The sequence below is a fragment of the Neorhizobium sp. DAR64862/K0K3 genome (genome assembly GCF_050500185.1).
GTDB classification, from domain to species: domain Bacteria; phylum Pseudomonadota; class Alphaproteobacteria; order Rhizobiales; family Rhizobiaceae; genus Neorhizobium; species Neorhizobium soli.
In genome coordinates, this window is sequence record NZ_CP191449.1 from 2,456,378 (window position 1) to 2,483,375 (window position 26,998).

The window sequence follows — 26,998 nt, forward strand, 5'->3', positions numbered from 1 at the left end:
GGGAAAAGGTATCTTGGACAATTGGCAGAGCCCCATCGCCTCGGGCATTTCTTGGTATCAGGCAAGCGTTGGCGACCGGGCGACCTACCCTCCCCTCGACGGCTCGAAGAGCGTTGACGTTGCCATCATCGGCGGCGGCTATACCGGGCTCCAGGCCGCCTACACGCTGGCGAAAGCCGGCACGTCGGTGGTGCTGATCGAGGCCGCGCATTTTGGCGATGGCGCATCGGGACGCAATGGCGGACAGTTGGGCACCGGCCAGCGCTCATGGCCGGAAGAGATCGAGGAAAAGCTGGGTTTCGAGCGCTCGAAAGCGCTGTTCGACATGGCCGAGGGCGCCAAGCGCTATCTGATGGATTTCGCGTCCGCCCACGGCATCGACATGGAATACGTGCCGGGACAGCTGAACGTTGCCCACAAGCGGGGATACGAGCGATATTACCAGGCCAATGCCGCAATCGCGGCCGAGCGCTACGGCTATCCGCATGTGACGTTCATGGGCGCGGAGGAAACCGCCGAGCGGGTCGGCACGACCGACTACCATTGCGGCGTGCGCGACACGGGAACCGGCCATATCCATCCGCTGAAACTCCTGATCGGACTGGCACGGGTGGCGCATGACGCAGGCGCTGCGATCCACGAGGAAACGCCGGCAACCAGGATCACGCAGTCGGGCGGCAAGACGCTTATCGAGACGCCGCGCGGCACGATTTCGGCCGCTCGGGTGCTGCTTGCCACCAACGCCTATATCGGCAATCTCGAACCGGTGACCGGCGCGCATATCATGCCGATCGGATCCTTTATCGCGGCAACCGAACCGCTCGACGAGTTTCCGCAGGTCATTCCCGGTGGCGAGGCCGTCTGCGACAGCCGTTTCGTGGTGCGCTACTTCCGCAAGTCGCTGGACAACCGGCTGTTGTTCGGTGGCCGCGAGGTCTACACGTCGAGCAATCCGAAGGACACGGCCGAGGCCATCCGCCGCCAGATCGTCGATACCTATCCGGCGCTGAAGGATGTCCAGATCACCCATGCCTGGGGCGGCAATGTCGGGATTACCCTGCCGCGACATCCGTTCGTTCGCGAGGTGATGCCGGGCGTCACATCGATCGGCGGCTATTCCGGTCATGGCGTGATGCTGTCGAATTATTGCGGCAAACTTTACGCCGATATGGTCCTAGGAAATCGCACCGAGCTCGATTATCTGCGGGACCTCGACATACCGTCCTTCCCCGGCGGGCGGCGCATGCGAAGCCCTCTTCTGTTCCTCGCGCTGACTTGGTTTGCGCTCAGAGACAGGATGTGAGACGCCTCCCCTACCGCCCAGTTGCGATTTCGGGCTAGCGTTTTTAAATCGATTAGAATATGTGTTCCACCAACTATGCGAGATGAAAGAATAGCGATGAGCAGCCAGATCATCCCAGTCGAGCCGTTTGATTGCGTCGTTTTCGGCGGCACCGGCGACCTTGCGGAGCGCAAGCTTCTGCCGGCCCTCTACCATCGTCAGATCGAAGGCCATTTCACCGAACCAACCCGAATCATTGGCGCATCGCGCAGCGCGCTTTCGCACGACGACTACCGCAAGTTCGCCCAGGACGCCCTCAAGGAGCATCTCAAGAAGGGTGAATACGACGAGGCGGAAGTCGAGAAGTTCTGCAAGCGTCTCTATTACGTGTCCGTTGATGCGAAATCGGAAGGCGGCTGGGCCGACCTGAAGAAGCTGCTCGACGAGGGCAAGGACCGCGTCCGCGTGTTCTATCTGGCGGTCGCCCCTGGGATTTTCGGCGCTATTTCCGAAAAGATCCGCGATCACAAGATGATCACCAAGCAGACCCGTATCGTCGTCGAAAAGCCGATCGGCCGCGACCTTGCGTCAGCGCTGGCGCTCAACGACCAGATCGGCAAGGTCTTCCCGGAAGAGCAGATCTTCCGCATCGACCACTATCTCGGCAAGGAAACCGTGCAGAACCTGATGGCGCTGCGGTTTGCCAACGCGCTCTATGAGCCGCTGTGGAATGCCAACCATATCGACCACGTGCAGATCACCGTTGCCGAAGCGGTGGGCCTCGAAGGCCGCGCCGGTTACTACGATACGGCGGGTGCTCTGCGCGACATGGTGCAGAACCACATCATGCAGCTCGTGTGCCTTGTGGCGATGGAAGTCCCATCGTCGATGGACCAGGAAGCCGTTCGCGACGAAAAGCTGAAAGTGCTGCGTGCGCTGAAGCCGATCAACGAATCCAACGTTCAGCAGATGACGGTGCGCGGCCAGTACCGCGCCGGTGCTTCGGCAGGCGGCGCCGTCAAGGGCTACCTGGAAGAGCTGGAAGGCGGCGTTTCCAACACCGAGACCTTCGTTGCCATCAAGGCCGAAATCGGCAACTGGCGCTGGGCCGGCGTTCCCTTCTACATCCGGACCGGCAAGCGTCTTGCCAGCCGCATGTCGGAAATCGTCATCACCTTCAAGCCGATCCCGCACAATATCTTCGATGCGAGTGCTGGCCGGATTGCAGCCAACCAGCTGATCATCCGCCTGCAGCCGGACGAAGGCGTCAAGCAGTCCCTGATGATCAAGGACCCGGGTCCGGGCGGCATGCGCCTGCGCGAAGTGTCACTCGACATGAGCTTTGCCGCCGCCTTCAACGTGCGCAATCCGGATGCTTACGAGCGTCTGCTGATGGACACGATCCGTTCCAACCAGACGCTGTTCATGCGTCGCGACGAAGTGGAAGCCGCATGGCGCTGGGTCGACCCGATCCTCAAGGGTTGGGAAGCCGCCGGCCAGCAGGTTCAGGGCTATACGGCCGGAACCTGGGGACCGAGCCAGGCGATTGCCCTGATCGAGCGCGACGGCCGCACCTGGCACGAGACCTGAGGTAGCCATGTCCTACACGAAACACGAATATTCTGACGGTGCGGCTCTGGCAGCCGCGCTTGCCGACGAGGTGGCAAGCCGCCTCGCCGCTGCGATCTACGCACGCGATTCGGCCTGCATCGCTGTTTCGGGCGGCTCCACGCCGAAGAAATTCTTCGAGGAGCTTTCGAAGCGCGAGCTCGCCTGGGACAAGGTGAAGGTGACGCTGGTTGACGAGCGCTTCGTGCCCGCCGACAACGAGCGCTCCAACCATCTTCTGGTTGCCAAGCATCTTTTGGCGAACAATGCGGCTGCCGCGACCTTCGTGCCGCTCTATTACGATGCGCCCTCGATCGAGGATGCGGCCGTCATTGCGACAAAGGCAACGGCTGCGCTCGACAAGCCGTTCGACGTCGTGATCCTCGGCATGGGCGGAGACGGGCACACGGCCTCGTTCTTCCCGCATGGCAACAATCTGGAACAGGCGCTCGACCTTACCGGTCTTTGCCGCGTCATGACGATGGAAGCGGAAGCGGCCGGCGAAGAGCGGTTGACCTTCTCCTTCTCCAGCCTTTCGGATGCAAGGTTCCTGGCGCTGCATATCGAGGGACAGGGCAAGAAGGACGTGCTGGAAAAGGCGATCGCCGGATCCGACGAGACCGAAATGCCGGTCCGTGCGGTCTTGAACCGTGCCGCCTCGCCACTCGACATCTACTGGGCGCCGTAACACGCGTCTTACCTGGCGGCTCCTTTTGAGGGGTCGAAGCAGTAACACCAGCGATCCCGGCACTCTCCCAGACCGGGATCGACCCAAGGAGGATGAACCATGGGCGCCCATTCCGGCATCGAGGCGATCACCGCCCGCATCGTTGAACGATCGAAACCACATCGTGAGGCCTATATCGACCGGGTGCGCCGCGCCGCATCGCGCGGGCCACATCGCACCACGCTCTCCTGCGGCAACCTTGCGCACGGTTTTGCGGTCTGTTCCCCCGCCGAGAAGGACGCGCTCGCTGGCGACGTCGTTCCGAACCTCGGCATCATCACCTCCTATAACGACATGCTCTCGGCTCACCAGCCCTACGAGACCTTCCCCGCGATCATCCGCGAGGCGGCACGCGCAGCCGGCGGCATCGCCCAGGTGGCTGGTGGCGTTCCAGCCATGTGCGACGGCGTCACACAGGGGCAGCCCGGCATGGAGCTTTCGCTGTTTTCGCGCGATGCGATCGCCATGTCGGCCGGTATCGGCCTGTCGCACAACATGTTCGACGCGGCCGTCTATCTCGGCATCTGCGACAAGATCGTCCCGGGCCTGGTGATCGCGGCGCTGTCGTTCGGACATCTGCCGGCAGTGTTCATTCCGGCCGGACCGATGACGACGGGTCTGCCGAACGACGAGAAGTCGCGCATTCGCCAGCTCTACGCGGAAGGCAAGGTCGGCCGCGCCGAACTGCTGGAAGCCGAATCCAAGTCCTATCACGGCCCGGGCACCTGCACCTTCTACGGCACGGCCAACTCCAACCAGATGCTGATGGAGATCATGGGCTTCCATATGCCCGGCGCCTCCTTCGTCAATCCGGGCACGCCGCTTCGCGAAGCGCTGACACGCGAGGCCGTCAAGCGGGCGCTCGCCATCACCGCACTCGGCAACGAGTTCACGCCGGCGGGCGAGATGATCGACGAACGCTCGATCGTCAACGGCGTCGTCGGCCTGCATGCGACCGGCGGCTCCACGAACCACACGATGCATATCGTGGCGATGGCGCGTGCCGCCGGCATCCACCTGACCTGGGAAGATATTTCGGAACTGTCCGACATCGTTCCGCTGCTGGCCCGCGTCTATCCGAACGGACTGGCCGACGTGAACCATTTTCACGCAGCCGGCGGCATGGGTTTCCTCATCCGCGAGCTTTTGAAGACAGGCATGGTGCATGACGACGTGCGCACCGTGTTCGGCCACGGGCTCGAGGCCTATACGGTGGAAGCCAAGCTCGACGAGAAGGGCCTCGTGGAGCGCCATACGGTGCCGCAGACAAGTGGCGACCCGAAGGTTCTGGCGCAGATCGAAACGCCGTTCCAGCCGACCGGCGGCCTGAAGATGCTGACCGGCAATATCGGCAAGGGCGTCATCAAGATTTCGGCCGTGAAGCCGGAGCGACATATCATCGAGGCGCCGGCCATCGTGTTCCACGACCAGCAGGAACTGCAGGACGCGTTCAAGCGCGGCGACCTGAACCGTGACTTCATCGCCGTCGTGCGCTTCCAGGGACCGCAGGCGAACGGCATGCCCGAGTTGCACCGTCTGACGCCGCCGCTCGGCGTGCTGCAGGACCGCGGCTTCAAGGTGGCGCTTCTCACCGACGGGCGCATGTCCGGCGCATCGGGCAAGGTACCGGCCGCCATTCACATGACGCCGGAAGCCTGCGATGGCGGGGCGATCGCCAAGATCCAAAACGGCGACATGATCCGTCTCGACGCTGTTGCCGGAACGCTTGAGGTTCTGGTGGACGCCGCCGAATTCGAGGCGCGCCTGCCTGCCAAGGCGGACCTTTCCGAAAACGAATTCGGCATGGGCCGCGAACTCTTCGCCGCCTTCCGCCGCAACGTTGGCCGCGCCGAGCACGGCGCCAGCGTGTTTTCCTGAAATAACAAAGGGCGGCCTTGAGCCGCCCCTTCAATAACTCCGACAGTGCCCACGGTCCTTGGACAGGTGGCTTACCAGGCCCGGAGATCGATCGTCATGTCGCGGTGGTTCGGATGTGTCGAGAAGACGAAGATGCGGTTCATTTCCTTCTTCGTCAGCATCTTTAGAAAGCGAACCTGAATGGTGTTGTTGGTGTTGACCCGCATCAGGATGCAGCCGACCTTGGAGATGCGGGCGTCCGGGATGTCGAGATAAAATTGCTTGGGCAGGTGGTACTGGGTGATGATGCCGAGAACCGCTTCGGTTTCGGATATCTGCAGAACGTCGCAGCGGCGCTGCGCCATGTTCATCACGCCGTTTTCGGTATACTCGATGCGGGCTGCGTTCATCGTGTCATGCATCTTGAACCGCGCTTCGCGGTCGTACATGAACGACTCTTCCTTATTCAGAAAATGGCTTTTTCCAATGGGGGCCGCGGTCACGACAGTGTCTCCTATTCCAATGTCAAAAGAGTAGGGCCTGAAGTTTAACAGAGCGTTGGAATTTCATATGCGGCCCGAATCGGAGCATTAGTCACAAAATTCCGGTAAATGTAAAGTTATCCCGATCCGTCAGCGGCGATAGGTCTGGCCGTCCGCGTCGAAGAGATGCAGCTTCTGCGGATCGGCTGAAAAACGCATCGTGTCGCCTCTTTTTACGTCGATGATCCCAGGCAGTTTGGCGATGATCGGCTCCTTGGCCGACAAGCCTTCGATGTAGAGGAGCGTCACCTCCCCGAGCGCCTCGACGATGGACACCTTGCCTTCGAAGAGATAATCCTCGCCGGTCGCGATGGTCAGATCTTCCGGCCGGACGCCGAAGCTTGCGCTCTTGCCGTTCGCCCCGGTTTCGGTCGAGATCGGTACGATGACCGACTTTCCGTCGACAAGCGAAACGGTGGTCACAGCGCCGGTTTCCTTGACGGTGACGGGCATGATGTTCATCGCCGGCGAGCCGATGAAGCGCGCGACAAAGAGGTTTTTGGGGCGCTCATAGAGTTCGAGCGGTGGCCCGACCTGTTCAATGCGGCCGGCCGAGAGGACCACGATCCGGTCGGCGAGCGTCATCGCCTCCACCTGATCGTGGGTGACGTAGATCATCGTCGTGTCCGGCATCTGCTCCTTGAGCCGGGCAATCTCGATGCGGGTCGCGACGCGGAGAGCTGCGTCGAGGTTCGACAAAGGCTCATCGAACAGAAAGACTTTCGGGTCACGGCAGATCGCCCGGCCAATCGCCACGCGCTGGCGCTGGCCGCCCGAGAGCGCTTTCGGCAGGCGGTCGAGATAGGGCGTGAGTTGAAGGATATCGGCGGCCGCGCGGACCCGTCGGTCGATCTCCTCCTTGCTTTCCTTGGCGATCCGCATGCCGAAGGCCATGTTGTCGTAGACGGTCATATGCGGATAGAGCGCATAGGACTGGAACACCATGGCGATGCCACGGCGCGATGGCGGAACGTCATTCACCACCTGACCATCGATTAGCATCTCGCCGCCGGTGATCGTCTCGAGCCCGGAGATCATCCGCAGCAGCGTGGACTTGCCGCAGCCGGACGGGCCGACAAACACCACGAACTCGCCCTGCGCAATGTCCAGGTCGATGCCGTGCAGCACCTTCACCTGGCCATAGGACTTGCGGATATCCTTCAGTACGACACCGGTCATGACGTGATCCTCCCCGTTACCCTTTGTTGTCTCTTACGTGTGGCGAGCGAAATACGCCCCCCAAGGTGGCAGCTCGACACGATTGCCTTCGACACGGCTGTCAAAACCGTGGCCGACGAGCATGTCCCACTGACCGATCGGCAGGTCGGTCGCGACCTCGCCCGCACTCATGTTGAACAGGCAGAGCAGCGTCTCATTGCCGTATTGGCGTTTGTAGCCCAGCACCGTGTCATCGACCGGAAGAGACATGAACTGCCCCTTGCTCAGGGCCGGATGCAGTTTGCGGAAGGCGAGAAAGCGGCGGTATTGCTCCAGCACCGAAGCCGGATCGCCATACTGGGCGCCGACGGCTTTCAGCTGGTGTTCGACGGGGATCGGCAACCATGTCTTTTCGGCCGTCGAAAAGCCGGCCTGAAGCGCCTGGGCATCCCAGACCATCGGCGTTCGGCAGCCGTCGCGGCCCTTGAATTCCGGCCAGAACTGAATGCCGTAGGGATCGCGCAGGTCGGCATATGCGATATCGGCCTCGGTCAGGCCCAGCTCCTCGCCCTGATAGATGCAGACCGAGCCGCGCTGGGTGAGAAGAATGGCCGAGAGCATTTTTGCGTAGGCTTCACGGTCGAGCACGTCCATGCCCCAGCGGCTGACATGGCGCACGACGTCGTGGTTGGAAAAGGCCCAGCATGCCCAGCCCTCAGGCGCGGCCTCGGAAAAGGCGGTCTGCACTTCGGCCACGCGGGCGGGTGTCAGAGCGTCGGGCGCCAGGAATTCGAAGGCGTAGCACATCTGCATCTTGTCATCGCCGGAAGTATATTCGCCGACGATTTCCAATCCGCGCTGACTGTCACCCACTTCGCCGACGGCAGCGATTGCCGGGAATTCGTCGAGAACGGCGCGGAAGCGCTTCAGGAACGCGATATTTTCCGGCCGGTTCTTGTCGTAGATGTGTTCCTGGAAATTGTAGGGGTTCACGGCGGGCGCCGTCGACGCGTTGCGGCGCGAGGGATCGAGCGCCGGATTGTCGCGCAATTGCTTGTCGTGGAAGTAGAAGTTGATCGTATCGAGGCGGAAACCATCGACGCCGCGGTTCAGCCAGAAGCGCGTCATGTCCAGCAACGCATCCTGAACCTCGGCATTGTGCAGGTTGAGGTCCGGCTGCGAGGTGAGGAAGTTGTGCATGTAATATTGCATGCGGGTCGGATCCCAGTGCCAGGCCGAACCGCCAAAGATCGACAGCCAGTTGCAGGGCGGCGTGCCGTCGGGCTTCGCGTCTGCCCAGACATACCAGTCGGCCTTGGGATTGTAGCGCGAGGAACGGCTTTCGATGAACCACGGATGCTGGTCCGACGAATGCGACATGACGAGATCGATCATCACCTTGAGGCCGAGGCGATGGGCTTCCGCGATCAGGCCATCGAAATCCGAAAGCGTACCGAACATCGGATCGACATCGGAATAATTGGAGACGTCATAGCCGAAGTCCTTCATCGGCGACGGAAAGAACGGCGAGATCCAGATGGCGTCGGCGCCAAGCGCTGCGATATGCGGCAGGCGCGCGGAAATGCCCTTCAGGTCACCGATGCCGTCGCCGTTGCTATCCTGGAACGAGCGGGGATAGATCTGGTAAATGACGGCGCCACGCCACCAGTCCCGATCCTTTGCTGCGTCCGTTGCTCCGGAGACTTCCGCCGAACTTGTCATCCACTATCCCTGTTGGTTCACAGACATCATCCGCCCTTGACCGACCCGGCGAGCAGGCCGCGGACGAGGTATCGCTGCAGTGCAAAAAAGACGATAATCGGGACGATGATGGTTATGAAGGCCGAAGCGGTGAGAATTTCCCATTTGCCGCCCATCGACCCCAACAGCGCGTTGAGAGAGCCGGTCAGGACCAGCTGATCCTTGCCAGTACCGAGAAATACCATGGCGACGAGAAGGTCGTTCCACGTCCACAGGAACTGGAAGATCGAGAAGGAGGCGAGTGCCGGAAACGACAGCGGAAGGACGATCTTGACGAAGATCTCGAAATCGCTGGCGCCATCGACACGGGCGGATTCGATGATCTCCTTGGGCAGACCTGCAATGTAGTTTCGCAGGAGATAGATCGCGAGCGGCATGCCGAAGGCCGCATGCGCAAGCCATATCCCGACATAGGAGCGCGACGACACGCCGAACAGGTTGCCGATGTCGTTATAGAGCGTCAGCAACGGGATCAACGTCATTTGCAGCGGCACGACGATCAGCCCGACCACGAGCGCGATGATCAGCGACCGGCCGGGAAACTGCATCCAGGACAGGGCATAGGCTGCGAAGGCTGCAATCAGGATCGGGATGATGGTAGCGGGTATTGCGACCGTCAGCGAATTGATAAAGGACTGGCCGATGCCGGCGGACGTCAGTACCGTGCGGTAATTGTTGAGGGTGAAGTTCGGCGGTTGGGTGATCGAGAGATAGATGCGCTTGCCGCGCTTGTCGTCGAACGGGCCGCTCTTCACGTAGGAATAGCTGCCATCCGTGTTGACGGTGAGCTTCTCGCCGTCTCCCAGATCCGCTTCCTTGCCGGCCTCGAATTCTGTCGGTGCAGCGACCCTGGTGCCGAAGGCGACGACACTGCCGCTCTTGACGTCGCCGCCATCGAAGACGGAGCCTGAAATGATGTAGTTGGGTCCGTCCTGCAGGGCGCTTGCGGGATCGCCGAGGCGTGCTGCGCTGGTTTCGGCGGCACCGGTCAGCGCCGTCCACCAGCCCGAGGAGGTGATCTGGCCGGCATCGCGGAACGAGGTGACGAGGATGCCGAGCGTCGGGATCAGCCAGATGATACAGATCAACAGAACCGAGGCATGAAGGATCAGTCTTGGAACGCCGATGCGGCGCAGGCTTGCGACAGCGCTCATCTCAATGGTCTCCCATGTCGCGGTTCGCCTGACGGATGTTCCAGATCATGATCGGCGTCACCGCCGCCATGATGACCAGCGCGATGACGGCACTTCGGCCGCTGTCGCCGCCGCCGCGGAACATCCAGTCGAACATCAGGTTGGCCAGCACCATCGTGTTCCACTGACCGTTGGTCATGGTCAGAACGATATCGAACACCTTGAGGACGAGAATAGTGATCGTGGTCCAGACCACTGCGATCGTGCCCCAGATCTGCGGCACCATGATTTTCCAGAAGATCTGCCAGCCATTGGCGCCATCGATGACGGCCGCTTCGACGGTTTCCTCAGGAATCCCGCGTAGCGCTGCCGACAGGATGACCATCGCAAAACCGGTCTGGATCCAGATCAGGATAGCCATAAGGAAAAAGTTGTTCCAGAAGGGCAGCGAGATCCATACCTGCGGATCGCCGCCGATTGCCCGGACGATCGCGTTCAGGAGGCCGATCTGCGTTTCGTTGCCGCCACGGAATTCGTAGATGAATTTCCAGATCACCGAAGCGCCGACGAACGAGATCGCCATCGGCATGAAGATCAGGCTCTTGGCGAGATTTCCCCACCAGATACGGTCTGTGAGCACCGCGATGACCAGGCCGAGGAAGGTGCAGGCTGCCGGCACGACGGCGAGCCAGAGGATGTTGTTGAAGATCGACTGGCGGAACTGCGCGTCGAAGAAGGCCCAGCGGTAATTGGCCAAGCCGACGAAATTGCCGCCGGAACGATCGTAGAAGGACAGGATGAACGTCGCGATGACGGGATAGACGAGATAGACCGCGAGCAGCAGGAGTGCGGGTCCGAGAAACAGCCAGGGGCGGATCGTGGCTCTACGGTTGAGATTGGCCGAGGCCTTGCGGGCATCGCCTTCCGGCACCGGAAGTGCCGCTGATAGCAGCTTGTCGGAAAGCCAGTAGTAGAGCGCGCAGGCAAAAACGCCGGCAACGACGACACCCATGGCAGATGCAATCTGAGCTAACATAGGCCCTCCCCCTTTTCTGCAGTGCTAAGCAGGTCTTCCGTCGTCATATCCGGGAAATGCCAACCCTGGAAATGCCCCTCGCCCCCGCATCCACCCTTCTCCCCGTGGTCGAGGGAGAAGGGCAGTCGCGAGCGCAGCCTTCGACGCGAATGACTACTTCAGACCGTCCCACGCCTTCTGGATATCGCCGCCCACAGCCTTTGCATCCTTGCCGCCGACATAGTCGATCATGCCGGTCCAGAAGGCGCCGGCGCCGATCTTACCGGGCATCATGTCGGATGCATCGAAGCGGAAGGTGGTGGCGGTGGTCAGCAGTTCGCCCTGCTTGCGCAGTGTGTCGTTGGCATAGGCTTCCGTCTTGGCGCCCTTGAACGGCGTGAGGAAGGAGGCCTGCGCCATCCAGACTTCATGGGCGATCGGCGTCTTCAGGAATTCGATGAAGGCCTTTGCCGCAGGCGAATCCTTGGTGATAGCAAACATCGTGCCGGCACCGAGGACCGGTGTGCCGAGTTCAGGCTTGGAGGCATAGGTCGGCAGGTAGAAGAAGTCCGCATCGACGCCCAGTTCCTTGTGCGCAGGGAAGAAGGACGGCACGAACGAGGCCTGGTGATGCATGTAGCACTTCGGCGGGATGTCGAAGAGGCCCTTCGGGCTGTCGCGGAAGTCGGTCGAGGCGACCGCTGCAACACCGCCCGCGACGTATTTGTCATTGCGGGCGAACTTGCCGAATTCCTCGATGGCGCCAACCACTGCCGGATCGTCGAACTTGATCTCGTTGGACACCCACTTGTCATAGGTTTCGGCCGACGACGTCCGCAGCATCATATCCTCGACCCAGTCGGTCGCAGGCCAGCCGGTGGCACCGCCCGATCCGAGACCGATGCACCACGGCACGCCGCCATCCTCGACGATCTGGTCGGAGAGCTTGATCAGGTCTTCCATCGTCTTTGGGACTTCGTAACCGGCTTCCTCGAAATTCTCCGGCACGAACCACACGAGCGATTTCAGGTCGGCCTTGAACGGGAAGCCGAAATAGGCCTCTTTGCCGTCCTTGCCCTTGTAGGTCCCGTAGCGGATCCAGTCCTCGCCGGAGCCGTAATTGGTCTTGATCCAGTCGGCATTTTCCTGGCCGAGCGGCGTCAGAAAGCCCTTGGTCGCGAGATCGGCCAGAAGACCCGGCTGCGGGATGATGGCAATGTTGGGCGGCGAGCCGGCCTGGGTATCGATGACGATCTGCTGCTCGTAGTTCTCGGAAGACGAGTATTTACCGTTCGCACCCGTCGCGGCATTGAAATAGGCGAGCACGCTGTTAAACAGCACCTCGTCCTCGCCACGCCAGGGACCGAACAGGGTCAGGCTCTGGCCCTTCAGGTCACCATGCGCGGATTTGAAATCCTCGTAGCTTTTCCAGTTGAACTTGGCATCTTCGCCGGGCGCGAACTTCAGTTCCTGCGCACCTGCGGCACCAGCCAGCAGTGCGACGAAAGCCGTGCCGATCCAAAACGATTTCTTCATCAAAATATCCTCCCCTTTGAAGCGTAATCTACAGGGGGATTTAAGGCAGAGCCAGAGGTTTCAAGGGCGCCAGTGCAAGCAAAGCGCCTTGAATGTGATGAATGGTCCGAAATCAGAACTTTGGCGCAGGCAGCCCGGCGGCGCGATGGGCGGCGATTACGGTGTTGGCCATCAGCATGGCGATGGTCATCGGACCGACGCCGCCTGGAACCGGTGTGATGGCTGCGGCGACCTCTGAGGCCTCGTCAAAAGCAACGTCGCCGACGAGACGGGTCTTGCCCTCACCATTTTCCGGTGCCGGCACCCGGTTGATGCCGACATCGATCACGGTCGCGCCGGGCTTGACCCAATCCGCCTTGACCATTTCGGGCCGACCGACGGCGGCAACCAGGATATCGGCGTTGCGGCAGACGGCGGCGAGATCCTTCGTCTTCGAATGCGCCATGGTGACGGTGGCGTTTGCGGCCAGAAGCAACAGGCCCATCGGCTTGCCGAACAGGTTGGAACGGCCAATAACCACGGCATTCAGGCCGGACAGGTCTTCGCCATGGATGCGCTTGACCAGCAGCATGGAGCCGGCCGGAGTGCAGGAGATCATGCCCGTCGTCAGGTCACCGGTGGCGATCTTGCCGGCATTGGCGATGTTGAGGCCGTCGACATCCTTTTCCGGCAGGATGGACTGGATCACCGGCTCCTGATCGAGATGTCTCGGAAGCGGCAGCTGGACGAGAATGCCATGGATCGCCGGATCGGCGTTGAGCGTATCGACGAGAGACTGAAGCGCCTCCTGCGTCGTTTCTTCCGGCAGAGTGTGCTGGATGGAATTGAAGCCGCACTGCTTCGCCATCCGGCTTTTGGAGCTGACGTAAGCGTGGCTGGCCGGATCGTTGCCGACGATGACGACCGCAAGGCCGGGCTTTGCGCCGCCGGCCCGTTCGAGACTTTCCGCTGCCTCCGTAACTGCCGAAATGACCGATGCTGCCGCCTGCTTGCCGTCGATTACCGTGACCACGTGCCATCTCCCGTTGACCGAACAGATCTAAGCCGGAGGCTACCGCCTCAACTGGCTCACCTGCGCCTAATGCTGTCGGGAGCAAACAAAAGCAAGTTCAAATCTTGATCCGGGTGACCCGTGCCTGCCCTATCGTCCCGACGCGGTGCGCAGTTCGGAGTAGGTCTGCACCCGGTCGCGCAGTTCTATCATTTCCTGTCGCAGGAGCTGCAATTCCTCGATCGCCCGGCGATCCTCATGCGAGAGTTCGGAATAGGCAAGCTCTTCCTCCCGCATCGCATGCCGGTGCGGATCCGAAATTGCGACCGCGAGAAGCGGTGGAACGGCGGCCTGATCGTAGGGCTGTCTGTTTGCCATTAGCAGTTCGCGAAGCTGAGCGGACAGCGGCAGGCCATTGGCGGCCTCGCGCTCCTCCATCTCGTGTTTGTAATCCCCGGACACGGCATAGGTCTCGACGTCCTGCGCCCAGGCGTCGGAGCCTGGACCGTGGTCATATTCGTAGGCGGCTGCGATCTCTTCGGAATCATCGGTAAGATCCAGATCGGCGGCCCAACCCGCATCCATCGGCAGCTCGGCGATGTTCTCGACATCGTCCATTTCAATCGGCGCGTGCTCTGCCTCGAGATGGTCGATCGCGGGCTCCGGCGACGAACGGCGTCCCATCAATATTGCGCCGGCAGCGCCGAGAAGCAGGCCAGCCATGGCGCCGAGCCCGCTCAGCTCGTACCAGGGCAGGCCGAGCCAGACGGTCGCTGGTGCTTCGTTGGGGGTGACGGTCAGAGGCTTTGATATCTGCACCCGTGGGGCGGTGACCAGCTTGGAAGAACCGGGGCTGTTGAACCGGCCGCTTGAGTAATTGTCGCGCGCTTCCGCAACGGCCGTTTCCAGCCCTGAGAGCGCTGCGATCTCGTCAGACACCGTCTTGTCTGCGGAAAGCTGTTCCAGCTTGGCGCGTAGTTCCGCGAGCTGCGCGGCGGCATGCACCTGCTGGCTGTTCAGCGACTTCACCAGTTGCTTCAACGCGTCCTGGATCGAGAGGCGCGCCTGTGCAAGCACTGCTTCGGCAGCCTGGAAACGCGGATGAAGCGGGCCGAGATCGCTGGAAAGCTGATCGACGGCAAGCTGTGCTTCCACATGCCGCTGGCGCTGATATTCGAGGCCGGTATAGTCCAGACTGTCCGGCAAAGGCTTGTTCAGAACGTCGGCGACCTTCATGGCGGAGGCCTGGCTCAGCCTGTCTTTCAGAGCGACGAGATCGCTCTCGGCCTGCTCGACATCGCGGCTCAGGTCGCGCATTTCGGAGGCCCGGCTTTTCAGTTCGGCAACCTTGTCCTTGCCGGTTCGGCTGACAAACCCTGAAAGCGCCGCTTCCGCGCGGCCAAGCGTGTCGCGAAGGGCTTCGACGGCCGGGTCGCGGCCATCGAAGGCGCCGACAGACAACGCTGTCGGCACGGCATTGCCCAGCATGCCGACGATCTGGCGGGCCTCTTCAGGCTTTCCGGCCGTCGCCGCAATGCGCAGATCCGTGCTGCTGCGGTCGTATGAAATGGTGATTGCGCGGGTCAGGCGGTCGCGCAGACCCGCTTCGTCCTGCAGGGTCGTCGTCCCGGTGCCGGACAGGATTTCGTAGAGAAGGCCGGTCACGCTCTGGGGTTCGGTCGCAAAACTGCTGTCCTTGCCAAGGTTCAGGGCATGGATGAGATTGTCGATCGTGGTTCTGGCGAGAAGCTGCCCCGTCGCAGCAGATACGGTCTGCTCACTGACTGCCCCGACCTTCAGCTGCGTCTGGGCGGTAAACGTCGCCTCGCCGCTGCCGAAGAGGACGAGCGGCGCCACGCCTCCGAGGGCCGTCAGGAGACCGATCCCGAGCAGCGCGGACGGGAGTGCACGCCGCGCCGGGAGGTTGTCCCGGGCGCTATCCTCGAGCAGGCTGTCGGGCTTTTCGATCTCAGAATTATCCATGGAAAGACCGTCTTGTTTCGCGGGCAGCACCGAAGCGCTCCGATTTTCTTAAGACAGTCTAAATTTCCATGGCAAAGAAAGCGTTAACGACGCGAAATCTGACCCGGCAGCCGGAAGAGATCATCGTTTGCGGCAATCGTCAGAGCTGCGGAGGCAATGGCCGGCAGATGGACGAGGCGATCGAGATCCTGTGGACGGCGAAGATCGGCGATCACGAGATCAAAGCCGCCTTCGAGAACCGACGACGGATCGACAGTCTCGAAACGGTGCCAGGGCGCATGGCGGGAGAACGCGGTGCGGAGGGGCTTGAGAACCGCCACGTCGTTGCCGACCAGGCCAATGCGGCGGTTCTTCTCGGAAAATGTCAGGAACGCCGGGACGAAGGCCGAGGCGGTGAAGCGGTCACGCAGGCCGGGGCCGAACAGGCGTGCCGATATGCCGGCCAGACGTACGCTGCCACGAACGGGAAGCCGCGCGCGCGCAACGCTCTCACCCGTTTCTGAAAGGGTCCGATATTCGACGAGACCGCGTGAAAACGTTATGGTCGACGATGGATGTGGATCGTTGAGCATGGCCTCCGCACGCTCGAATGCGGCAGTCCAGCTCAGCTCTTCGATGCCGTTGCCCAGACCCTGCGGGACTGCCTTGAAGGCGTTGATGTGTACCGAGGCGTTCACGTGTGCTCTCCGCTCGAAAATCCAGTCGTCCTGGAGCCTAGCGGAAAGCGCTGAATCGGCTTTGAAGCCAACCGTTAAAATGCGAGTGATGTGTCGAAAAGACATGGCCGTTGAAGCGGCATGCCTGATCCGGAGCGACGGATGCTTAGTGCGCCGGAGCTGCCGCCGGTGCCTCGACCTTGACGCCCTCGACGATTTTCTGGGCCGGAATGGGGTTGCTGCCGCGTCTTGCCGTGTTCGTGTCGATCGTCTCCTTCGACATGTAGTCGAGCTGTTCGATCAACACGTTGGCGACGACCGTATCGCCGAGCTTGGCGTTGATGCCGTCCTTGATCTTCGTGCGGAAGCTTTCCGGATCGAAGGTGCCGATGCTTTTCAGGTCGATCATCTTTTCGCCCATCAGAAGCGAGAACAGTTGGTCCGTCAGAACGACTTCCATCGGAAGCTGAACGTGCTTGGACTTCATGCTGTCGACCGAAAGCGAGATCCGGCCGAGGAAATAGCCCTGAACCGTACCATTGTTGATGACCGGCAGGCTGACCGGGTTGCCTCGCACGATCGTGGTCACGACCGCGGCTTCCGCCTCGGTCGCCACGGGCGCCTTCGACATCTGCGCAGAGACATACACGCCACCGATCGTGGCGATGCAGACCCAGAGCCCGATCAGCAGAACCTTGATCATCAGGACGTGCCGAACCGGAACTGATGTTCCGAATAGGTGCCGTCGGCGTCCATGTCCTTGACGGCGTTCTTGAGGATGTCGGCAACGGCGCGGACGGCCTCAAGATGCGCTTCGACGCGCTGGGCGTTGAGCTTCAGCTTCTTCTTCAGGCCCTGCAACTGACCAAGATAAGGTGCCGACGTTTCCTTGACGTCCGGCCCGCGGAACAGGGTCGTCAGTTCATAGAGGCAGCGGCTCTTGTGGGCGTTCGACACTTTGAGGTCGAAGCCGGAGTCGCGGCCGATCCGATCATTCTCGTTATCGATGATCATCTCAAGACGGGAGAGCACGGTCTTGATGCGGTAGTCAGTGGAAACGACGTCCATATCAACCTTCTAATGTTAATTAATTTGATTTCTTGGCTGCGCCGGCGTTTTCCGACGGAGACAGGATCTGCCGCTGGAAATCAGTGATCATGCCCACCGCCATCTGGCGATCGCCTTCGTCGGTCTTGGCATTCGGTGCCGTGCCACGTGCATGCTGAACCGACTGCGAGAATAGTTTTTCGGCAATACCGAAACCGCCCTGCTTGGAGACGGCATCAGCAATCTGTTCCGCCATCATGCCTTTCCAGAAATCGCCGGCGGAACCCTTGCCGAAGACTTCTTCGCTCTCGGATGGAAGCATGTTCTGGATAAACGTGGAGGCAACGCTTGCCTCGAACTTCCGGTAGGTCTCCGGAATATCTTTGTGGCGCGAAACACGGACGTTTTCGACCGTGGCTTCGGACCCGGCGGACTCTGCGGACTTGGCAGTCTGGCTTACGGCCTGGGCGAAACCCACACCGTTGGAGGCCAGCATGACCGATTGCGCCGTTGCTTCGTTTGCCTTCAGCTTTTCACGTGCGGCCTGAAGCAGGCCCGGATCTGCGGCCTGGACAACATCCAGGACAAGATCGCTCGGGGGGGAAATAGCCAATTCCAGTTCCTCATTATTTAGCGAACTGGATCATCCCTTATCAAGCTTGCTGGAAGCTGGTGTGGAGACCATCAGGCCGAGATCGACGAGATCGTACATGCGCTCGTCCTCGGCAAGCCGGCCTTCCAGCTCCTTTGCGTCGCCCATGCGCTCCTCGAGCCTATCGCCCTTGGTCTTTTCGCGCAGGACCCGCTGTTCCTGCGCCTTCTGCTGGGCAACGATCTGCTGGCTTCGCGCAAACAGGCGCGTCAGCCGGTCGGCGTAATTCTTGGAGAACTGCTGGTGTACGGGATCGGTCGAGGACAGCGCATCAACAGTCGAGTCGATCGACTGATCGATTTCGGCCTTGCGCTGCACCGTGGTGCTGAGCTCGAACTCGGCGAGCTTTTCAAGCTGGCGCTGGACATCGACCAGACGCCGCAGCTTGTCGGATTTCTTGTTGCCTGCCACGCGCGTCCTCCTTGGAAGCCTTGCTTACAGCCCGGTGAATACAAGCGGAAACCCGCGCACGAATTCCTCGATCATGGAGGCGATGCCGAGATAGAGCAGGAAGATACCGCCCATCAGCGCATAAGGCGTCGAGATGAAGTAGACCGGGATCTGCGGCGCCATCTTGTTGATCATTCCGACAGCGACGTTGAACATGATGCCGTAGACGAGGAAGGGGCTCATCAGCCTCAAGACGATCATGAACGTCGCCGACAACGTATCCGTCAGGGTGATCAGGATGCGCCGCGGATTGAGACCTTCGGCGAGCGGAATGGTCGTGTAGGAATCGACCAGCGACCTGATGACGATGTGATGGAAGTTTAGCATGAACAGGACGAGCAGGCCCGACAGAGTCAGAAGACTGGTCAGCTGGCTTTCCGACGAATCTTCCAGCACGTCGGATCCGGGCGGACCGCTGAAGGAGATCGACATGGCGATGGCGGCGCCGGCAAACTGCAGACCCGACGCATAAAGGCGGGCGATCAGGCCGAACACGGCCCCGACGAGGGTTTCAGACGCAATCAGCAGGCCGAGACCCGCAGCGTCACCGGAAACCCTGGGGTAGATCGTATCCCAGACCATCGGCAGCACCGCCATGGACAGCGCCACCGATAAAAACAGCCGGACTTCCATGGGCAATCTGGCAGATGAGAACCCGGGCATGATCATGATGCAGCCGCCGATTCGGCAGAATGCAAGAAAGAGAGCGATGACCGTGCCCTGCGGGTCCGTTATCATGAGATCGATCCAAGTACCTTGATCTCGGTGCCCTTTGCCAGCTCGACATGCGACAGGACGGGAAGGGTTGCGAACAGCCGCTCGATGATCATGCGCACATAAGAGCGTGTCTCCGGCGACGTGACAAGTACGAAGGGCATGCCCTTGTCCATGTATTCACGGATGACTTTGCCCGCCTGTTCGCTGAACTCTTCGAGCGAGCGCGGATCGATGTCGAAATCGATGATGTCGCCCTTCGGATCGCGCTTGATTGCCTGGTGGAACAGAAGGTCCCATTTGGAGCCGAGACGCAGGACGCGAAGGATGCCGTTGTCGGCGAGATCGCCGCAGATCTGCTGGGCCATGCGGACCCGCACGTGCTCGACGAGCTGCTCGGTCTTGCGGACATGCGGCGCGAGTTCGGCGAGCGCTTCGAGAATGAGGTGCAGGTTGCGGATCGAGACGCGTTCGGCAAGCAGAAGCTTGAGAACCGCCTGAAGGCCGGAATAGGACATGTGCGACGAGCACATCTCGTCGGCAAGCTTCTTGTACTCCGGATCGAGACGTTCGATGAGGATCTTGACGTCCTTGTAGGACAAAAGCTGCGGCAGGTTGTTGCGGATGACTTCGCTGACATGGGTCAGAAGCACCGAAACGTTGTCGATCGGGTGGAAACCCTCGCGCTTCAGATCCTCGACGAAATGCTCCAGCACCGAGACGGCCGGCATGCCGAACGTGGGTTCGCGAACCTCGTCGCCGGGAACCGACGGCTTGCGATCCTTTCCGACTATGACGAGGACTTCGCCCAGTCGCAGCGTGCTGCTGGCGACCGTCGTTCCGTGGATGCGGATCTGGTAGGACTTTTCCGGGATCTGGATATCGTCGACAACCTTGATTTCCGGCACGACGAACCCGTATTGCGTGGCAAACCGCTTGCGCATCTTGCCGACGCGGAACCCGAGTTCCTGGTGGGCGCCGAGAAGACGCGGCGAGACCTGCTTGCCGAGCGCCAGTTCGATTTCTGCCGTCTTGAGGACGTTCTTGACCGAATCCTTTTCCGATTCGCGGTTCTCGACGACCTTCTTCTCCTCGCTTTCGCGCACCCTCTGGTTCTCGGCTTCGATCTGCCTCGGAATGACCCAGCCGGCACCGGCGAGAAGGAATGCAAGCGTCATGAACGGCATGAACGGCAGGCCGGGCACCAGTGCCAAGGTCGCCATCATGCCGGCTGCGACCCACAGCGCGCGAGGATAGCCGCTCAGCTGGCCGATAACGGCTACGTCGGTGGAACCCTGGGTACCGCCGCGGGTGACGATCAGGCCGGCTGCGAGCGAAACGATCAGCGCCGGAACCTGTGACACGATACCATCGCCGACCGACAGCTTGACGAAGACGTCGGCGGCTTCGCCGATTTCCATGCCGTGACGGAAGTACCCGATGATGATGCCGCCGAACACGTTGATCGTGGTGATCAGCAGGCCGGCGACCGCGTCACCGCGTACGAATTTGGAGGCACCGTCCATGGCGCCGAAGAACGAGCTTTCTTCTTCCAGCTCGCGGCGGCGCAGCTGCGCCTCCTTCTCGTCGATGATGCCGGCTGACAGATCGGCATCGATCGACATCTGCTTGCCGGGGATCGCGTCGAGGGTAAAGCGCGCGCCGACTTCGGCGATACGCGTCGCACCCTTGGTGATGACGATGAAGTTGACGACGATCAGGATCAGGAAGACGATCAGACCGATCACGAAATCGCCGGACATGACGAGGTTCGCAAAACCGGCGATCACGCCGCCGGCGGCGGTATGGCCCTCGTGGCCGTGCGAAAGAATGACGCGGGTGGTGGCAATATTGAGCGCCAGCCGGATCATCGTCGCGATCAGCAGGATCGTCGGGAAGGACGAGAAGTCCAGCGGCCGCTGGATCCACAGCGCCACCATCAGGATCAGGACGGAAAAGGCGATCGAAAACGCCAACCCGATATCGATCATGAAGACCGGCACCGGCAGGAACAGGATGCACAGGATGGCCATGATACCGACGGCAAAGCCGATATCGCGGCCATTCGGCGCGGCCTTCACGGGGGTAATGGACGTCTTCGTCATTGCCATATGCGGTATCTCTTCATGAGATTAGAAAGGCGCGTGCTGCGCCCATGGATCGCGCAAAAAGCAAGACATGATAATGCCCGGACCTGTTGCGACAGATCCCTTCTAGGCAGCGAAGCTTGTGTGAGGGTGTCCGCCATCATCGCAGGCGAAGCGTGCGAGCAAGCCTCGCAGCCTTGGCAGCCCTGCGCTAGAAACCGGACTGGACGCGCGAAAAGACGAGATCGGTGAAGAGCGAGATCTGGCCGCCGATGAAGGGAGCGGCAATCCCGAGCGCCAGCATGACGGCGACGATCTTGGGCACGAATGTCAGTGTCATTTCCTGGATCTGCGTCAGCGCCTGAATGAGCGCTACGACCATGCCGACAATCATCGCGGTCAGCACTGCCGGGCTTGAGGCGATGAGAATCGTCCATATCGCCGAGTGCATCATGTCGAGAGCATCGGCTTCATTCATTGCAGGATCATCCGGGGCATTGGTGTCGTGGCCATCATCATCTGGCGCGAATCGCATGCGGATGATGACAGCCACCGACCGCCAATGCAATTGAGCGACCGGTACTGCCCCCGGCAAAACCGCAGGCTCGCCTGCAATTTCAGGAATTCAGTCGGTTCAGGACTCCGAGGACTTCGTCGCAGATATCGTGATGCCGTCGCCGATCGTGATCTCCTTGCCAGCCTCGGTCGTTGCAACCAGACCGTCGGACGTGACTTCGATCGATTCGACCACACCGCTGGTCTTGCCATCACTGCTGGTGATCGTCTTGCCGATATAGGACGAGGCGTTGGACAGCGACGACTGTGCGATCAGGCTTTCCAGGTTGGTGTTCGTCTGGATCGACTGTTCGACCTGCGAGAAGGTTGCCAGCTGCGAGATCTGTTCGCTGGCATCCAGCGGATCGGTCGGATCCTGGTTCTGCATCTGGGCGATCAGAAGCTGCAGGAAAGCGTCGTAATCGAGTGAAGCGCTTGCCGCAGCGGATGAAGCCTTCGACGAACTGGTTGCAGTCGTCGAGGTTGCGGACGATACCGTATCTACTGCCATAGCCCCATCTCCTTGCGCAGACCGGCGATAGCAGCCGGCGCGACTTCCTTGCTGTTCAGGATGCGCTCTTCGACAGGATAGAGCGCGCGGATTGCCTTCAGTGCTTCAAAAGCGCGATCGGAGGCGACAAGCGCATCGATCTGCTTGAGCTCGTCGATGATTTCCGGATTGCGGAAGCATGCAAGCAGCATCATGACCGACCGGCGGAACATGGTCACGGCCTGGTCCTTGCCTTCAGGATTGATCAGCATCATCTGTGCGATGAAGTACAGCTGACGAAGCGGGGTCGTCGTATCCTCGGGCTGGAGAACATGGTTTTCCAGCAGGAACGTAACGTTGTTGAGGAATTCGAGAGAAACCTTGCGATCAACACGCAGGACTGCGCCGTTGATGAAGATCTTTTCGCCGGACTTCAGCGAGATACGCAGTGTGCTTTTCATCTTAGGCCATCCCTGATGATGGTAGTCACGTCGATAATGCCCTGGTAATTGTCGGACTGCTTTTTACGAATGCGTTCGCATTCCTTCAGTATCCAAAGGGCGATGGAGATCAGCTTTGCGCGCAGCTCGATGCCGAGCTCGTTGTCGGGCTGGTTGAGGTCTTCGATAAACCGGGTCCAGACCCTGCGCGTATAATGGATGGCCTCGACGGCCTCGCGTCCATAATGCGATTTGTTCGGGACTGCAGAGAGGAGCTCAATGGAGCGGGCCAGAACCTGGCGTTCTCTCTCTCTAGCGCTTGCGAGGTCATCCTTGATTACCTCGGCATACGCAAACTGGAACATGCTTGCTTCCTTCATGTTGCAAACCAAATGCCGCGGGGCAACTACCCATTATAGATAGTTGACGAGGCTCAGTCCCTGGATCTTGGAGGTGATGGTGTATGAGGTCTCTACTTGCGTCAACAACGTGTTGAGACGCACCGAAGCATCATAAGTATCCACGCCGACGAGATCTGTCAGTTGGGTGTTGATGATATCCATTTGCGCCGACATGGCGGTATTGGCCTTTTCGACGCGCTCCTGGGAAAGACCCATGGAAGAGCGCTCAGCATCGATGCCGGACACCGATAGGCCGGCAAGATTGGTAACGGTCGCGTTGACCTTGTTCAGTGCATCGGCGGACAGGCCGGCCGTCGCCAACTGGGACGTGATCAGGCTGCCGAGAACGAGGTTCTTGAAGCCATCGGCATTCAGGCTCGTCGAAGTGGTGACGGTCTCAGACGTGCTGACACGACCGGTCATTTTGGTGTCGGACGCGTTTGTCCAGCCGGACCAGTCGAAGGACGACGTATAGTCCTCGAGGAAGGTCGCCATCTGGCTGGACGATATATCCGATGCGCTGGAGATACCGTTGGCCGACATGAAGCTCGAAAACTGCGTGTTGAAGTCGTCCTTCAGGTCGGTGATGAAGCTGTCGTCCAGAGGCGCGGCATCGGTGTTGATGCCGGAAAACAGATACTCGCCATTGACCGAGACGTTTGCGTAGCTGACGAAATTCTCGAGCACGGACGTCGCCGTATCGGCAGAAACCTGCAAGCTCGTCTTGTCGCTGCTGCCGGAGAGCGCGACCAGCGAATCCAGCAGCGTCTGGCCGGAGTCGGACATCTGCTCCATCGCAAGCTGCGAGGAATCCATTCGCTGATTGGTCAGCGAATTGGAATCGATGATTGCCTGCAGCCGTGATGACTCGCGGCCGTAATCGAGGCTTGCAGACGTCCGCGTACCGAGTTCCAGACCCGTATCCGCATAGGTACCGTTGACCGATTCCTTCTGCAGCTTGGCGATCTCGGTCTGCGAGTTCTGTACGGTCAGCTGCATTGTCTGGCTGACGGACAGGGTTGAGATGGATGTCGTCTTCATGACTTAGTTCGCAGCCTCCATCAGCGCCGCCAGCATCTCGTCGATGGTCGACAAGAGCTTTGAGGCCGCCTTGTAGGATTGTTCGACATCGAGGAGGAGGATCAGTTCCTCATCGAGATTGACGCCCGTTGCGTTGGAATAGGCCTCGGTTGAACGCGACAGCATGGCCGTCGTGGTTTCCGCAGCATTTGTGGCTCCGCTCCGGTATTCCTCGACCCAGCCGACAGAATCCGTTGAGTAATCCAGCAATGTGGCCTTGTCGCCGATCTTGGCGGCAGGATCAAATTCCATGGAAGTCTCGAAGCCCGAGACATATTCGCTGAGCAACGTGGAAAAGCCGCTCGCGCTTTCGGTGTTGACACTGGCACCCGAAATCGAGCCGTCCCTGAGCTTGGTGGGGTCGGCGACCGCCTCGGCATTGACCGTGATGATCCCAGCCAGGCCGGTGATGATCTCAGCCGTTTCGAAATCGACTTCGTCGCCTGTGGTCGTCGTGAAAAGACCGGCGATCTGGCTTGCGCCATCTGTTTCGGAAAACAGGGAAATCAGGCCGCGGGCGATTTCGTCGAGCTGGTCCTGGTACGTTGGATAGACCTCGTCACGCAGCTGGACGAGTGCCTGAAGCGACCCTTGCGCCGTCGTGTCGCTGCTCTGGCCGGCCTTCAGCTCCACGCCGTCGATATAGACTGCGCCGCCGACTGTCGTTGCATCGTAACCCGCAGTCGAATCGAACGTTACAGGCCGTGCCGTGCTTTCGAACAGCGTGATGCCGCCATTCGTATAGATCGACATGTCGTTGTTGTCGCGCGTCGCGGTGCTGATGCCGACGATGCCGGAAATCTGCTTGAGCAGGCTTTCGCGGGTATCGAGAGCGTTGTTACCGTCGGTGCCGGCCGCAGCCGCCGTCACAACCGCCTTGTTGGCCTGCTCGAACTGCGCAAGCAGCTTATTGAGCTTGTCAACCTGGCCGGAAATCTGGGCGTCGGTGCCAGCCCGAAGCTGCTGCACTTCGGTGGTGCTGGTATTGAGAGCCGTCACAACATCGACCGCCGAGTTGACCGCAGCCGAAGCGAGCGTCACGTCTCCGGGGGTCGCCGCGTAGGTCTGCAGCGCGTCCCGCAGTTCGGACAGTGCCGTGGACGGAGCAAGCGAATACCCGTCCCCGCCCATGATTGTGTAGACGGATTCCAGTCCGGCCAGCAATGTCTGCTGTCCCGCATCGTCGGCCGTAGACGAGAGTGTCTGCTTCAGCAGCGCGGCGTCTTCCGTCCGCGCTGTCTGAACGGTCGTGGCACCGGTATAGGCGTTCGTGACAGTCGCGGCGGAACGGCGGTTGTAATCGCTGTTCCCGACGTTTTGAACGTTTGTCGACAACACCCCCGTCTGCGTGGCGGTGTTGTTCAAGATATTCTTTGTCGTACTCAGTGCCGATGCGAGTGACATCGCTTAACTCCTGAAACTACCGGACCAGATTAATCAGTACGTCCATCAGATCGGAACCGGTCTGGAACACTTTGGAATTGGCGCTATAGCTGCGCTGCGCTTCGATCATCTCGGTCAGTTCGTTGGCCAGATCGACGTTGGAGGTTTCGAGCGCGCCCGAAACGATCTCGCCAAATCCACTGGAGCCGGCAAAGCCGAGGGTGACCACGCCGGAGCTACTCGTCGTGCGGTAGACGTTGCCGGAGGAGACTTCGAGGTTGTCGGGGCTTTCGACCGTCGCCATGGCGATCTGGTACAGCGACTTCGACGAACCGTCCGCATAGACCGCGTTGATCGTGCCGTCAGATTCGATCTTGACGCTGGAGATGGAGCTCGGCGCGCTGCCGTTGACGCTGCCGCTCGAGATGTTCGACTTGGCCGACAGCTGCGTCATGCCGGCGAGATCGAACTTGATCCCGTTGACCGTGACAGAAAGCTCCTCGGCACCATCAACTGTTTCAAGCTTGCCGGACGAATTGAACGCGAGCGACAGGTTGGCGAGTTCGCCATCACCGCCATAAGGGAAGCTGCCGGTGCCGGTCGTGCTTGCGTCAGCTGCGTTATAGACGCTGAGCTGCCATTCGCCTGCAGCCGTCTTCGAGAAATAGAAGTCGTAGACGATCGGGTTGCCGAGGCTGTCGTAGCTGGTCAGCGACGTCTTCAGCGTGCTGTCCATGTCGACGTCGACATCTTCGGTGTTGTCGGACGGCAGGTCTGCGGCGACGACATCGGACGCGCTGTTGAGGTTGCCGGAGAGCGACCCGGAGGTCGACGCAACCGCACTCAGTTCCGAGCCGCCGACATTGATCGGGACCAGGCCGTCATAGCTGTTGACGACGGTCGTCGGGGTTCCGGAATCGTAGGAGTAACCGAGGAGCGTATAGCCGGCAGAGTTGACCAGGTTGCCCTGCTCGTTCGGCGTAAAATCGCCGGAACGGGTCAGAAAGGTCTCGCCCGCTGAATTCTGTACGACGAAAAATCCGTCGCCCTGGATGGCAAGATCGGATCCTGACGTGGTGTATTCGAGAGCACCCTGCTCAGAAATCGAATACTTCACGCTGGTTTCGACACCACCGGAATTGTATGAGCCGGCCGTCGATGGCAGCACTAGCGACGCAAACTGCGTGGACGACTTTTTGTAGGCAGTCGTTGACGAGTTAGCAATGTTATCGCCAACGGTGCCCAAGCGGTTTGCCTGCGCATTCATGCCCGATACGGCGGTTTTCATAGTTCCGAAAAGGCTCATAGCAATCCTCGTTGCACTTAGGCTTATGACTTTAGGGGATGGGCCTTGCGTGAAGCTGTCTGCGTGCTGGCATCGAGCGCTGATCTGCGTCGAAGTCGAGGGCCCTATCTGTCTGACAAAAATGACAAATCGAGCACGCAAAAA

At 60.3% G+C, this 26,998-nt stretch carries 26 protein-coding genes; 4 read left to right on the forward strand and 22 right to left on the reverse strand.

Going from position 1 to position 26,998, the window contains the following annotated elements; all coding sequences use genetic code 11:
* Positions 1-13 precede the first annotated feature (13 nt).
* The 4 genes from ACQY1L_RS11980 (at position 14) to edd (ending at position 5,495) form a co-directional block, all read left to right on the forward strand.
* Complete coding sequence (locus tag ACQY1L_RS11980; protein WP_430240986.1) at positions 14-1,303, forward strand: NAD(P)/FAD-dependent oxidoreductase; 1,290 nt, start codon at positions 14-16, stop codon at positions 1,301-1,303.
* Positions 1,304-1,399: 96 nt separating this feature from the next.
* Positions 1,400-2,872 carry a glucose-6-phosphate dehydrogenase gene (gene zwf, locus ACQY1L_RS11985; protein ID WP_430240987.1) on the forward strand — a complete coding sequence of 491 codons (1,473 nt, stop codon included), beginning with the start codon at positions 1,400-1,402 and terminating at the stop codon, positions 2,870-2,872.
* A 7-nt stretch (positions 2,873-2,879) separates the two neighbouring features.
* Positions 2,880-3,578, forward strand: coding sequence for a 6-phosphogluconolactonase (gene pgl, locus ACQY1L_RS11990; RefSeq protein WP_430240988.1), 699 nt, complete (start codon positions 2,880-2,882; stop codon positions 3,576-3,578).
* Positions 3,579-3,677: 99 nt separating this feature from the next.
* Complete coding sequence (edd, locus tag ACQY1L_RS11995; protein ID WP_174195637.1) at positions 3,678-5,495, forward strand: phosphogluconate dehydratase; 1,818 nt, start codon at positions 3,678-3,680, stop codon at positions 5,493-5,495.
* Positions 5,496-5,566: 71 nt separating this feature from the next.
* Here the strand turns inward: edd and ACQY1L_RS12000 are convergent, their stop codons facing one another.
* The 22 genes from ACQY1L_RS12000 to ACQY1L_RS12105 form a co-directional block, all read right to left on the reverse strand.
* Positions 5,567-5,923: a hypothetical protein gene (locus ACQY1L_RS12000; RefSeq protein ID WP_113109509.1), complete on the reverse strand. Its 357-nt coding sequence runs from the start codon at positions 5,921-5,923 to the stop codon at positions 5,567-5,569.
* A 183-nt stretch (positions 5,924-6,106) separates the two neighbouring features.
* On the reverse strand, positions 6,107-7,195 hold the full coding sequence (locus tag ACQY1L_RS12005; RefSeq protein ID WP_062579131.1) for an ABC transporter ATP-binding protein: 1,089 nt from the start codon (positions 7,193-7,195) through the stop codon (positions 6,107-6,109).
* A gap of 33 nt (positions 7,196-7,228) precedes the next feature.
* Positions 7,229-8,896, reverse strand: coding sequence for an alpha-glucosidase family protein (locus tag ACQY1L_RS12010; protein WP_430240989.1), 1,668 nt, complete (start codon positions 8,894-8,896; stop codon positions 7,229-7,231).
* A gap of 26 nt (positions 8,897-8,922) precedes the next feature.
* On the reverse strand, positions 8,923-10,089 hold the full coding sequence (locus ACQY1L_RS12015) for a carbohydrate ABC transporter permease (protein WP_062579128.1): 1,167 nt from the start codon (positions 10,087-10,089) through the stop codon (positions 8,923-8,925).
* Between the two features lies 1 nt (position 10,090).
* Positions 10,091-11,104 (reverse strand): carbohydrate ABC transporter permease, encoded by a 1,014-nt coding sequence (locus ACQY1L_RS12020; RefSeq protein WP_192087043.1) that lies wholly within the window; start codon positions 11,102-11,104, stop codon positions 10,091-10,093.
* A gap of 153 nt (positions 11,105-11,257) precedes the next feature.
* Positions 11,258-12,619, reverse strand: coding sequence for an ABC transporter substrate-binding protein (locus ACQY1L_RS12025; protein ID WP_430240990.1), 1,362 nt, complete (start codon positions 12,617-12,619; stop codon positions 11,258-11,260).
* Between the two features lie 112 nt (positions 12,620-12,731).
* A complete protein-coding gene (gene folD, locus ACQY1L_RS12030) occupies positions 12,732-13,631 on the reverse strand; it encodes a bifunctional methylenetetrahydrofolate dehydrogenase/methenyltetrahydrofolate cyclohydrolase FolD (protein ID WP_430240991.1) in 900 nt (299 codons plus the stop codon).
* Positions 13,632-13,760: 129 nt separating this feature from the next.
* Positions 13,761-15,593: a hypothetical protein gene (locus ACQY1L_RS12035; protein ID WP_430240992.1), complete on the reverse strand. Its 1,833-nt coding sequence runs from the start codon at positions 15,591-15,593 to the stop codon at positions 13,761-13,763.
* A gap of 83 nt (positions 15,594-15,676) precedes the next feature.
* A complete protein-coding gene (locus tag ACQY1L_RS12040; RefSeq protein ID WP_430240993.1) occupies positions 15,677-16,270 on the reverse strand; it encodes a hypothetical protein in 594 nt (197 codons plus the stop codon).
* A 145-nt stretch (positions 16,271-16,415) separates the two neighbouring features.
* A complete protein-coding gene (locus ACQY1L_RS12045) occupies positions 16,416-16,952 on the reverse strand; it encodes a hypothetical protein (RefSeq protein ID WP_430240994.1) in 537 nt (178 codons plus the stop codon).
* A complete protein-coding gene (locus ACQY1L_RS12050; protein WP_062453786.1) occupies positions 16,952-17,317 on the reverse strand; it encodes a hypothetical protein in 366 nt (121 codons plus the stop codon). The genes ACQY1L_RS12045 and ACQY1L_RS12050 overlap by 1 nt, the downstream gene beginning before the upstream one ends.
* A 19-nt stretch (positions 17,318-17,336) precedes the next feature.
* A complete protein-coding gene (locus ACQY1L_RS12055; protein WP_062453787.1) occupies positions 17,337-17,909 on the reverse strand; it encodes a rod-binding protein in 573 nt (190 codons plus the stop codon).
* A gap of 30 nt (positions 17,910-17,939) precedes the next feature.
* Complete coding sequence (locus ACQY1L_RS12060; protein ID WP_430240996.1) at positions 17,940-18,359, reverse strand: hypothetical protein; 420 nt, start codon at positions 18,357-18,359, stop codon at positions 17,940-17,942.
* A 24-nt stretch (positions 18,360-18,383) separates the two neighbouring features.
* Positions 18,384-19,136, reverse strand: a complete 753-nt coding sequence (gene fliR, locus ACQY1L_RS12065; RefSeq protein ID WP_062453789.1) for a flagellar biosynthetic protein FliR — start codon at positions 19,134-19,136, stop codon at positions 18,384-18,386.
* Positions 19,133-21,217 carry a flagellar biosynthesis protein FlhA gene (gene flhA, locus ACQY1L_RS12070; protein ID WP_062454866.1) on the reverse strand — a complete coding sequence of 695 codons (2,085 nt, stop codon included), beginning with the start codon at positions 21,215-21,217 and terminating at the stop codon, positions 19,133-19,135. Before flhA ends, fliR begins: the two co-directional genes overlap by 4 nt.
* Positions 21,218-21,410: 193 nt before the next feature.
* On the reverse strand, positions 21,411-21,677 hold the full coding sequence (gene fliQ / locus ACQY1L_RS12075) for a flagellar biosynthesis protein FliQ (RefSeq protein WP_062454868.1): 267 nt from the start codon (positions 21,675-21,677) through the stop codon (positions 21,411-21,413).
* A gap of 156 nt (positions 21,678-21,833) precedes the next feature.
* Entirely contained in the window at positions 21,834-22,265 is a 432-nt protein-coding gene (gene flgD / locus ACQY1L_RS12080) for a flagellar hook assembly protein FlgD (protein WP_092661202.1), read from the reverse strand.
* Positions 22,256-22,705: a flagellar biosynthesis repressor FlbT gene (gene flbT / locus ACQY1L_RS12085; protein ID WP_062453791.1), complete on the reverse strand. Its 450-nt coding sequence runs from the start codon at positions 22,703-22,705 to the stop codon at positions 22,256-22,258. The genes flgD and flbT overlap by 10 nt, the downstream gene beginning before the upstream one ends.
* Positions 22,702-23,049, reverse strand: a complete 348-nt coding sequence (gene flaF / locus ACQY1L_RS12090; RefSeq protein WP_062453792.1) for a flagellar biosynthesis regulator FlaF — start codon at positions 23,047-23,049, stop codon at positions 22,702-22,704. Before flaF ends, flbT begins: the two co-directional genes overlap by 4 nt.
* A 48-nt stretch (positions 23,050-23,097) precedes the next feature.
* Complete coding sequence (locus tag ACQY1L_RS12095) at positions 23,098-24,126, reverse strand: flagellar hook-associated family protein (protein ID WP_062453793.1); 1,029 nt, start codon at positions 24,124-24,126, stop codon at positions 23,098-23,100.
* Between the two features lie 3 nt (positions 24,127-24,129).
* Positions 24,130-25,569, reverse strand: a complete 1,440-nt coding sequence (flgK, locus tag ACQY1L_RS12100; protein ID WP_430240997.1) for a flagellar hook-associated protein FlgK — start codon at positions 25,567-25,569, stop codon at positions 24,130-24,132.
* Positions 25,570-25,585: 16 nt separating this feature from the next.
* Positions 25,586-26,854, reverse strand: a complete 1,269-nt coding sequence (locus ACQY1L_RS12105) for a flagellar hook protein FlgE (RefSeq protein WP_062453795.1) — start codon at positions 26,852-26,854, stop codon at positions 25,586-25,588.
* Positions 26,855-26,998 lie beyond the last annotated feature (144 nt).

What these genes read in the sequence shown, in the direction of transcription:
- ACQY1L_RS12095 (WP_062453793.1), bottom strand. Translation starts at nt 24,126, where the DNA reads ATGAAGACGACATCCATCTCAACCCTGTCCGTCAGCCAGACAATGCAG.
- zwf (WP_430240987.1), top strand. Translation starts at nt 1,400, where the DNA reads ATGAGCAGCCAGATCATCCCAGTCGAGCCGTTTGATTGCGTCGTTTTC.
- ACQY1L_RS12035 (WP_430240992.1), bottom strand. Translation starts at nt 15,593, where the DNA reads ATGGATAATTCTGAGATCGAAAAGCCCGACAGCCTGCTCGAGGATAGC.
- pgl (WP_430240988.1), top strand. Translation starts at nt 2,880, where the DNA reads ATGTCCTACACGAAACACGAATATTCTGACGGTGCGGCTCTGGCAGCC.
- fliQ (WP_062454868.1), bottom strand. Translation starts at nt 21,677, where the DNA reads ATGAATGAAGCCGATGCTCTCGACATGATGCACTCGGCGATATGGACG.
- fliR (WP_062453789.1), bottom strand. Translation starts at nt 19,136, where the DNA reads ATGATAACGGACCCGCAGGGCACGGTCATCGCTCTCTTTCTTGCATTC.
- ACQY1L_RS12050 (WP_062453786.1), bottom strand. Translation starts at nt 17,317, where the DNA reads ATGGACGTCGTTTCCACTGACTACCGCATCAAGACCGTGCTCTCCCGT.
- ACQY1L_RS12010 (WP_430240989.1), bottom strand. Translation starts at nt 8,896, where the DNA reads ATGACAAGTTCGGCGGAAGTCTCCGGAGCAACGGACGCAGCAAAGGAT.
- edd (WP_174195637.1), top strand. Translation starts at nt 3,678, where the DNA reads ATGGGCGCCCATTCCGGCATCGAGGCGATCACCGCCCGCATCGTTGAA.
- ACQY1L_RS12005 (WP_062579131.1), bottom strand. Translation starts at nt 7,195, where the DNA reads ATGACCGGTGTCGTACTGAAGGATATCCGCAAGTCCTATGGCCAGGTG.
- flgD (WP_092661202.1), bottom strand. Translation starts at nt 22,265, where the DNA reads ATGGCAGTAGATACGGTATCGTCCGCAACCTCGACGACTGCAACCAGT.
- ACQY1L_RS12020 (WP_192087043.1), bottom strand. Translation starts at nt 11,104, where the DNA reads ATGTTAGCTCAGATTGCATCTGCCATGGGTGTCGTCGTTGCCGGCGTT.
- ACQY1L_RS12015 (WP_062579128.1), bottom strand. Translation starts at nt 10,089, where the DNA reads ATGAGCGCTGTCGCAAGCCTGCGCCGCATCGGCGTTCCAAGACTGATC.
- ACQY1L_RS12045 (WP_430240994.1), bottom strand. Translation starts at nt 16,952, where the DNA reads ATGATCAAGGTTCTGCTGATCGGGCTCTGGGTCTGCATCGCCACGATC.
- flbT (WP_062453791.1), bottom strand. Translation starts at nt 22,705, where the DNA reads ATGAAAAGCACACTGCGTATCTCGCTGAAGTCCGGCGAAAAGATCTTC.
- ACQY1L_RS12025 (WP_430240990.1), bottom strand. Translation starts at nt 12,619, where the DNA reads ATGAAGAAATCGTTTTGGATCGGCACGGCTTTCGTCGCACTGCTGGCT.
- ACQY1L_RS12000 (WP_113109509.1), bottom strand. Translation starts at nt 5,923, where the DNA reads ATGTACGACCGCGAAGCGCGGTTCAAGATGCATGACACGATGAACGCA.
- ACQY1L_RS12105 (WP_062453795.1), bottom strand. Translation starts at nt 26,854, where the DNA reads ATGAGCCTTTTCGGAACTATGAAAACCGCCGTATCGGGCATGAATGCG.
- flaF (WP_062453792.1), bottom strand. Translation starts at nt 23,049, where the DNA reads ATGTTCCAGTTTGCGTATGCCGAGGTAATCAAGGATGACCTCGCAAGC.
- flgK (WP_430240997.1), bottom strand. Translation starts at nt 25,569, where the DNA reads ATGTCACTCGCATCGGCACTGAGTACGACAAAGAATATCTTGAACAAC.
- flhA (WP_062454866.1), bottom strand. Translation starts at nt 21,217, where the DNA reads ATGACGAAGACGTCCATTACCCCCGTGAAGGCCGCGCCGAATGGCCGC.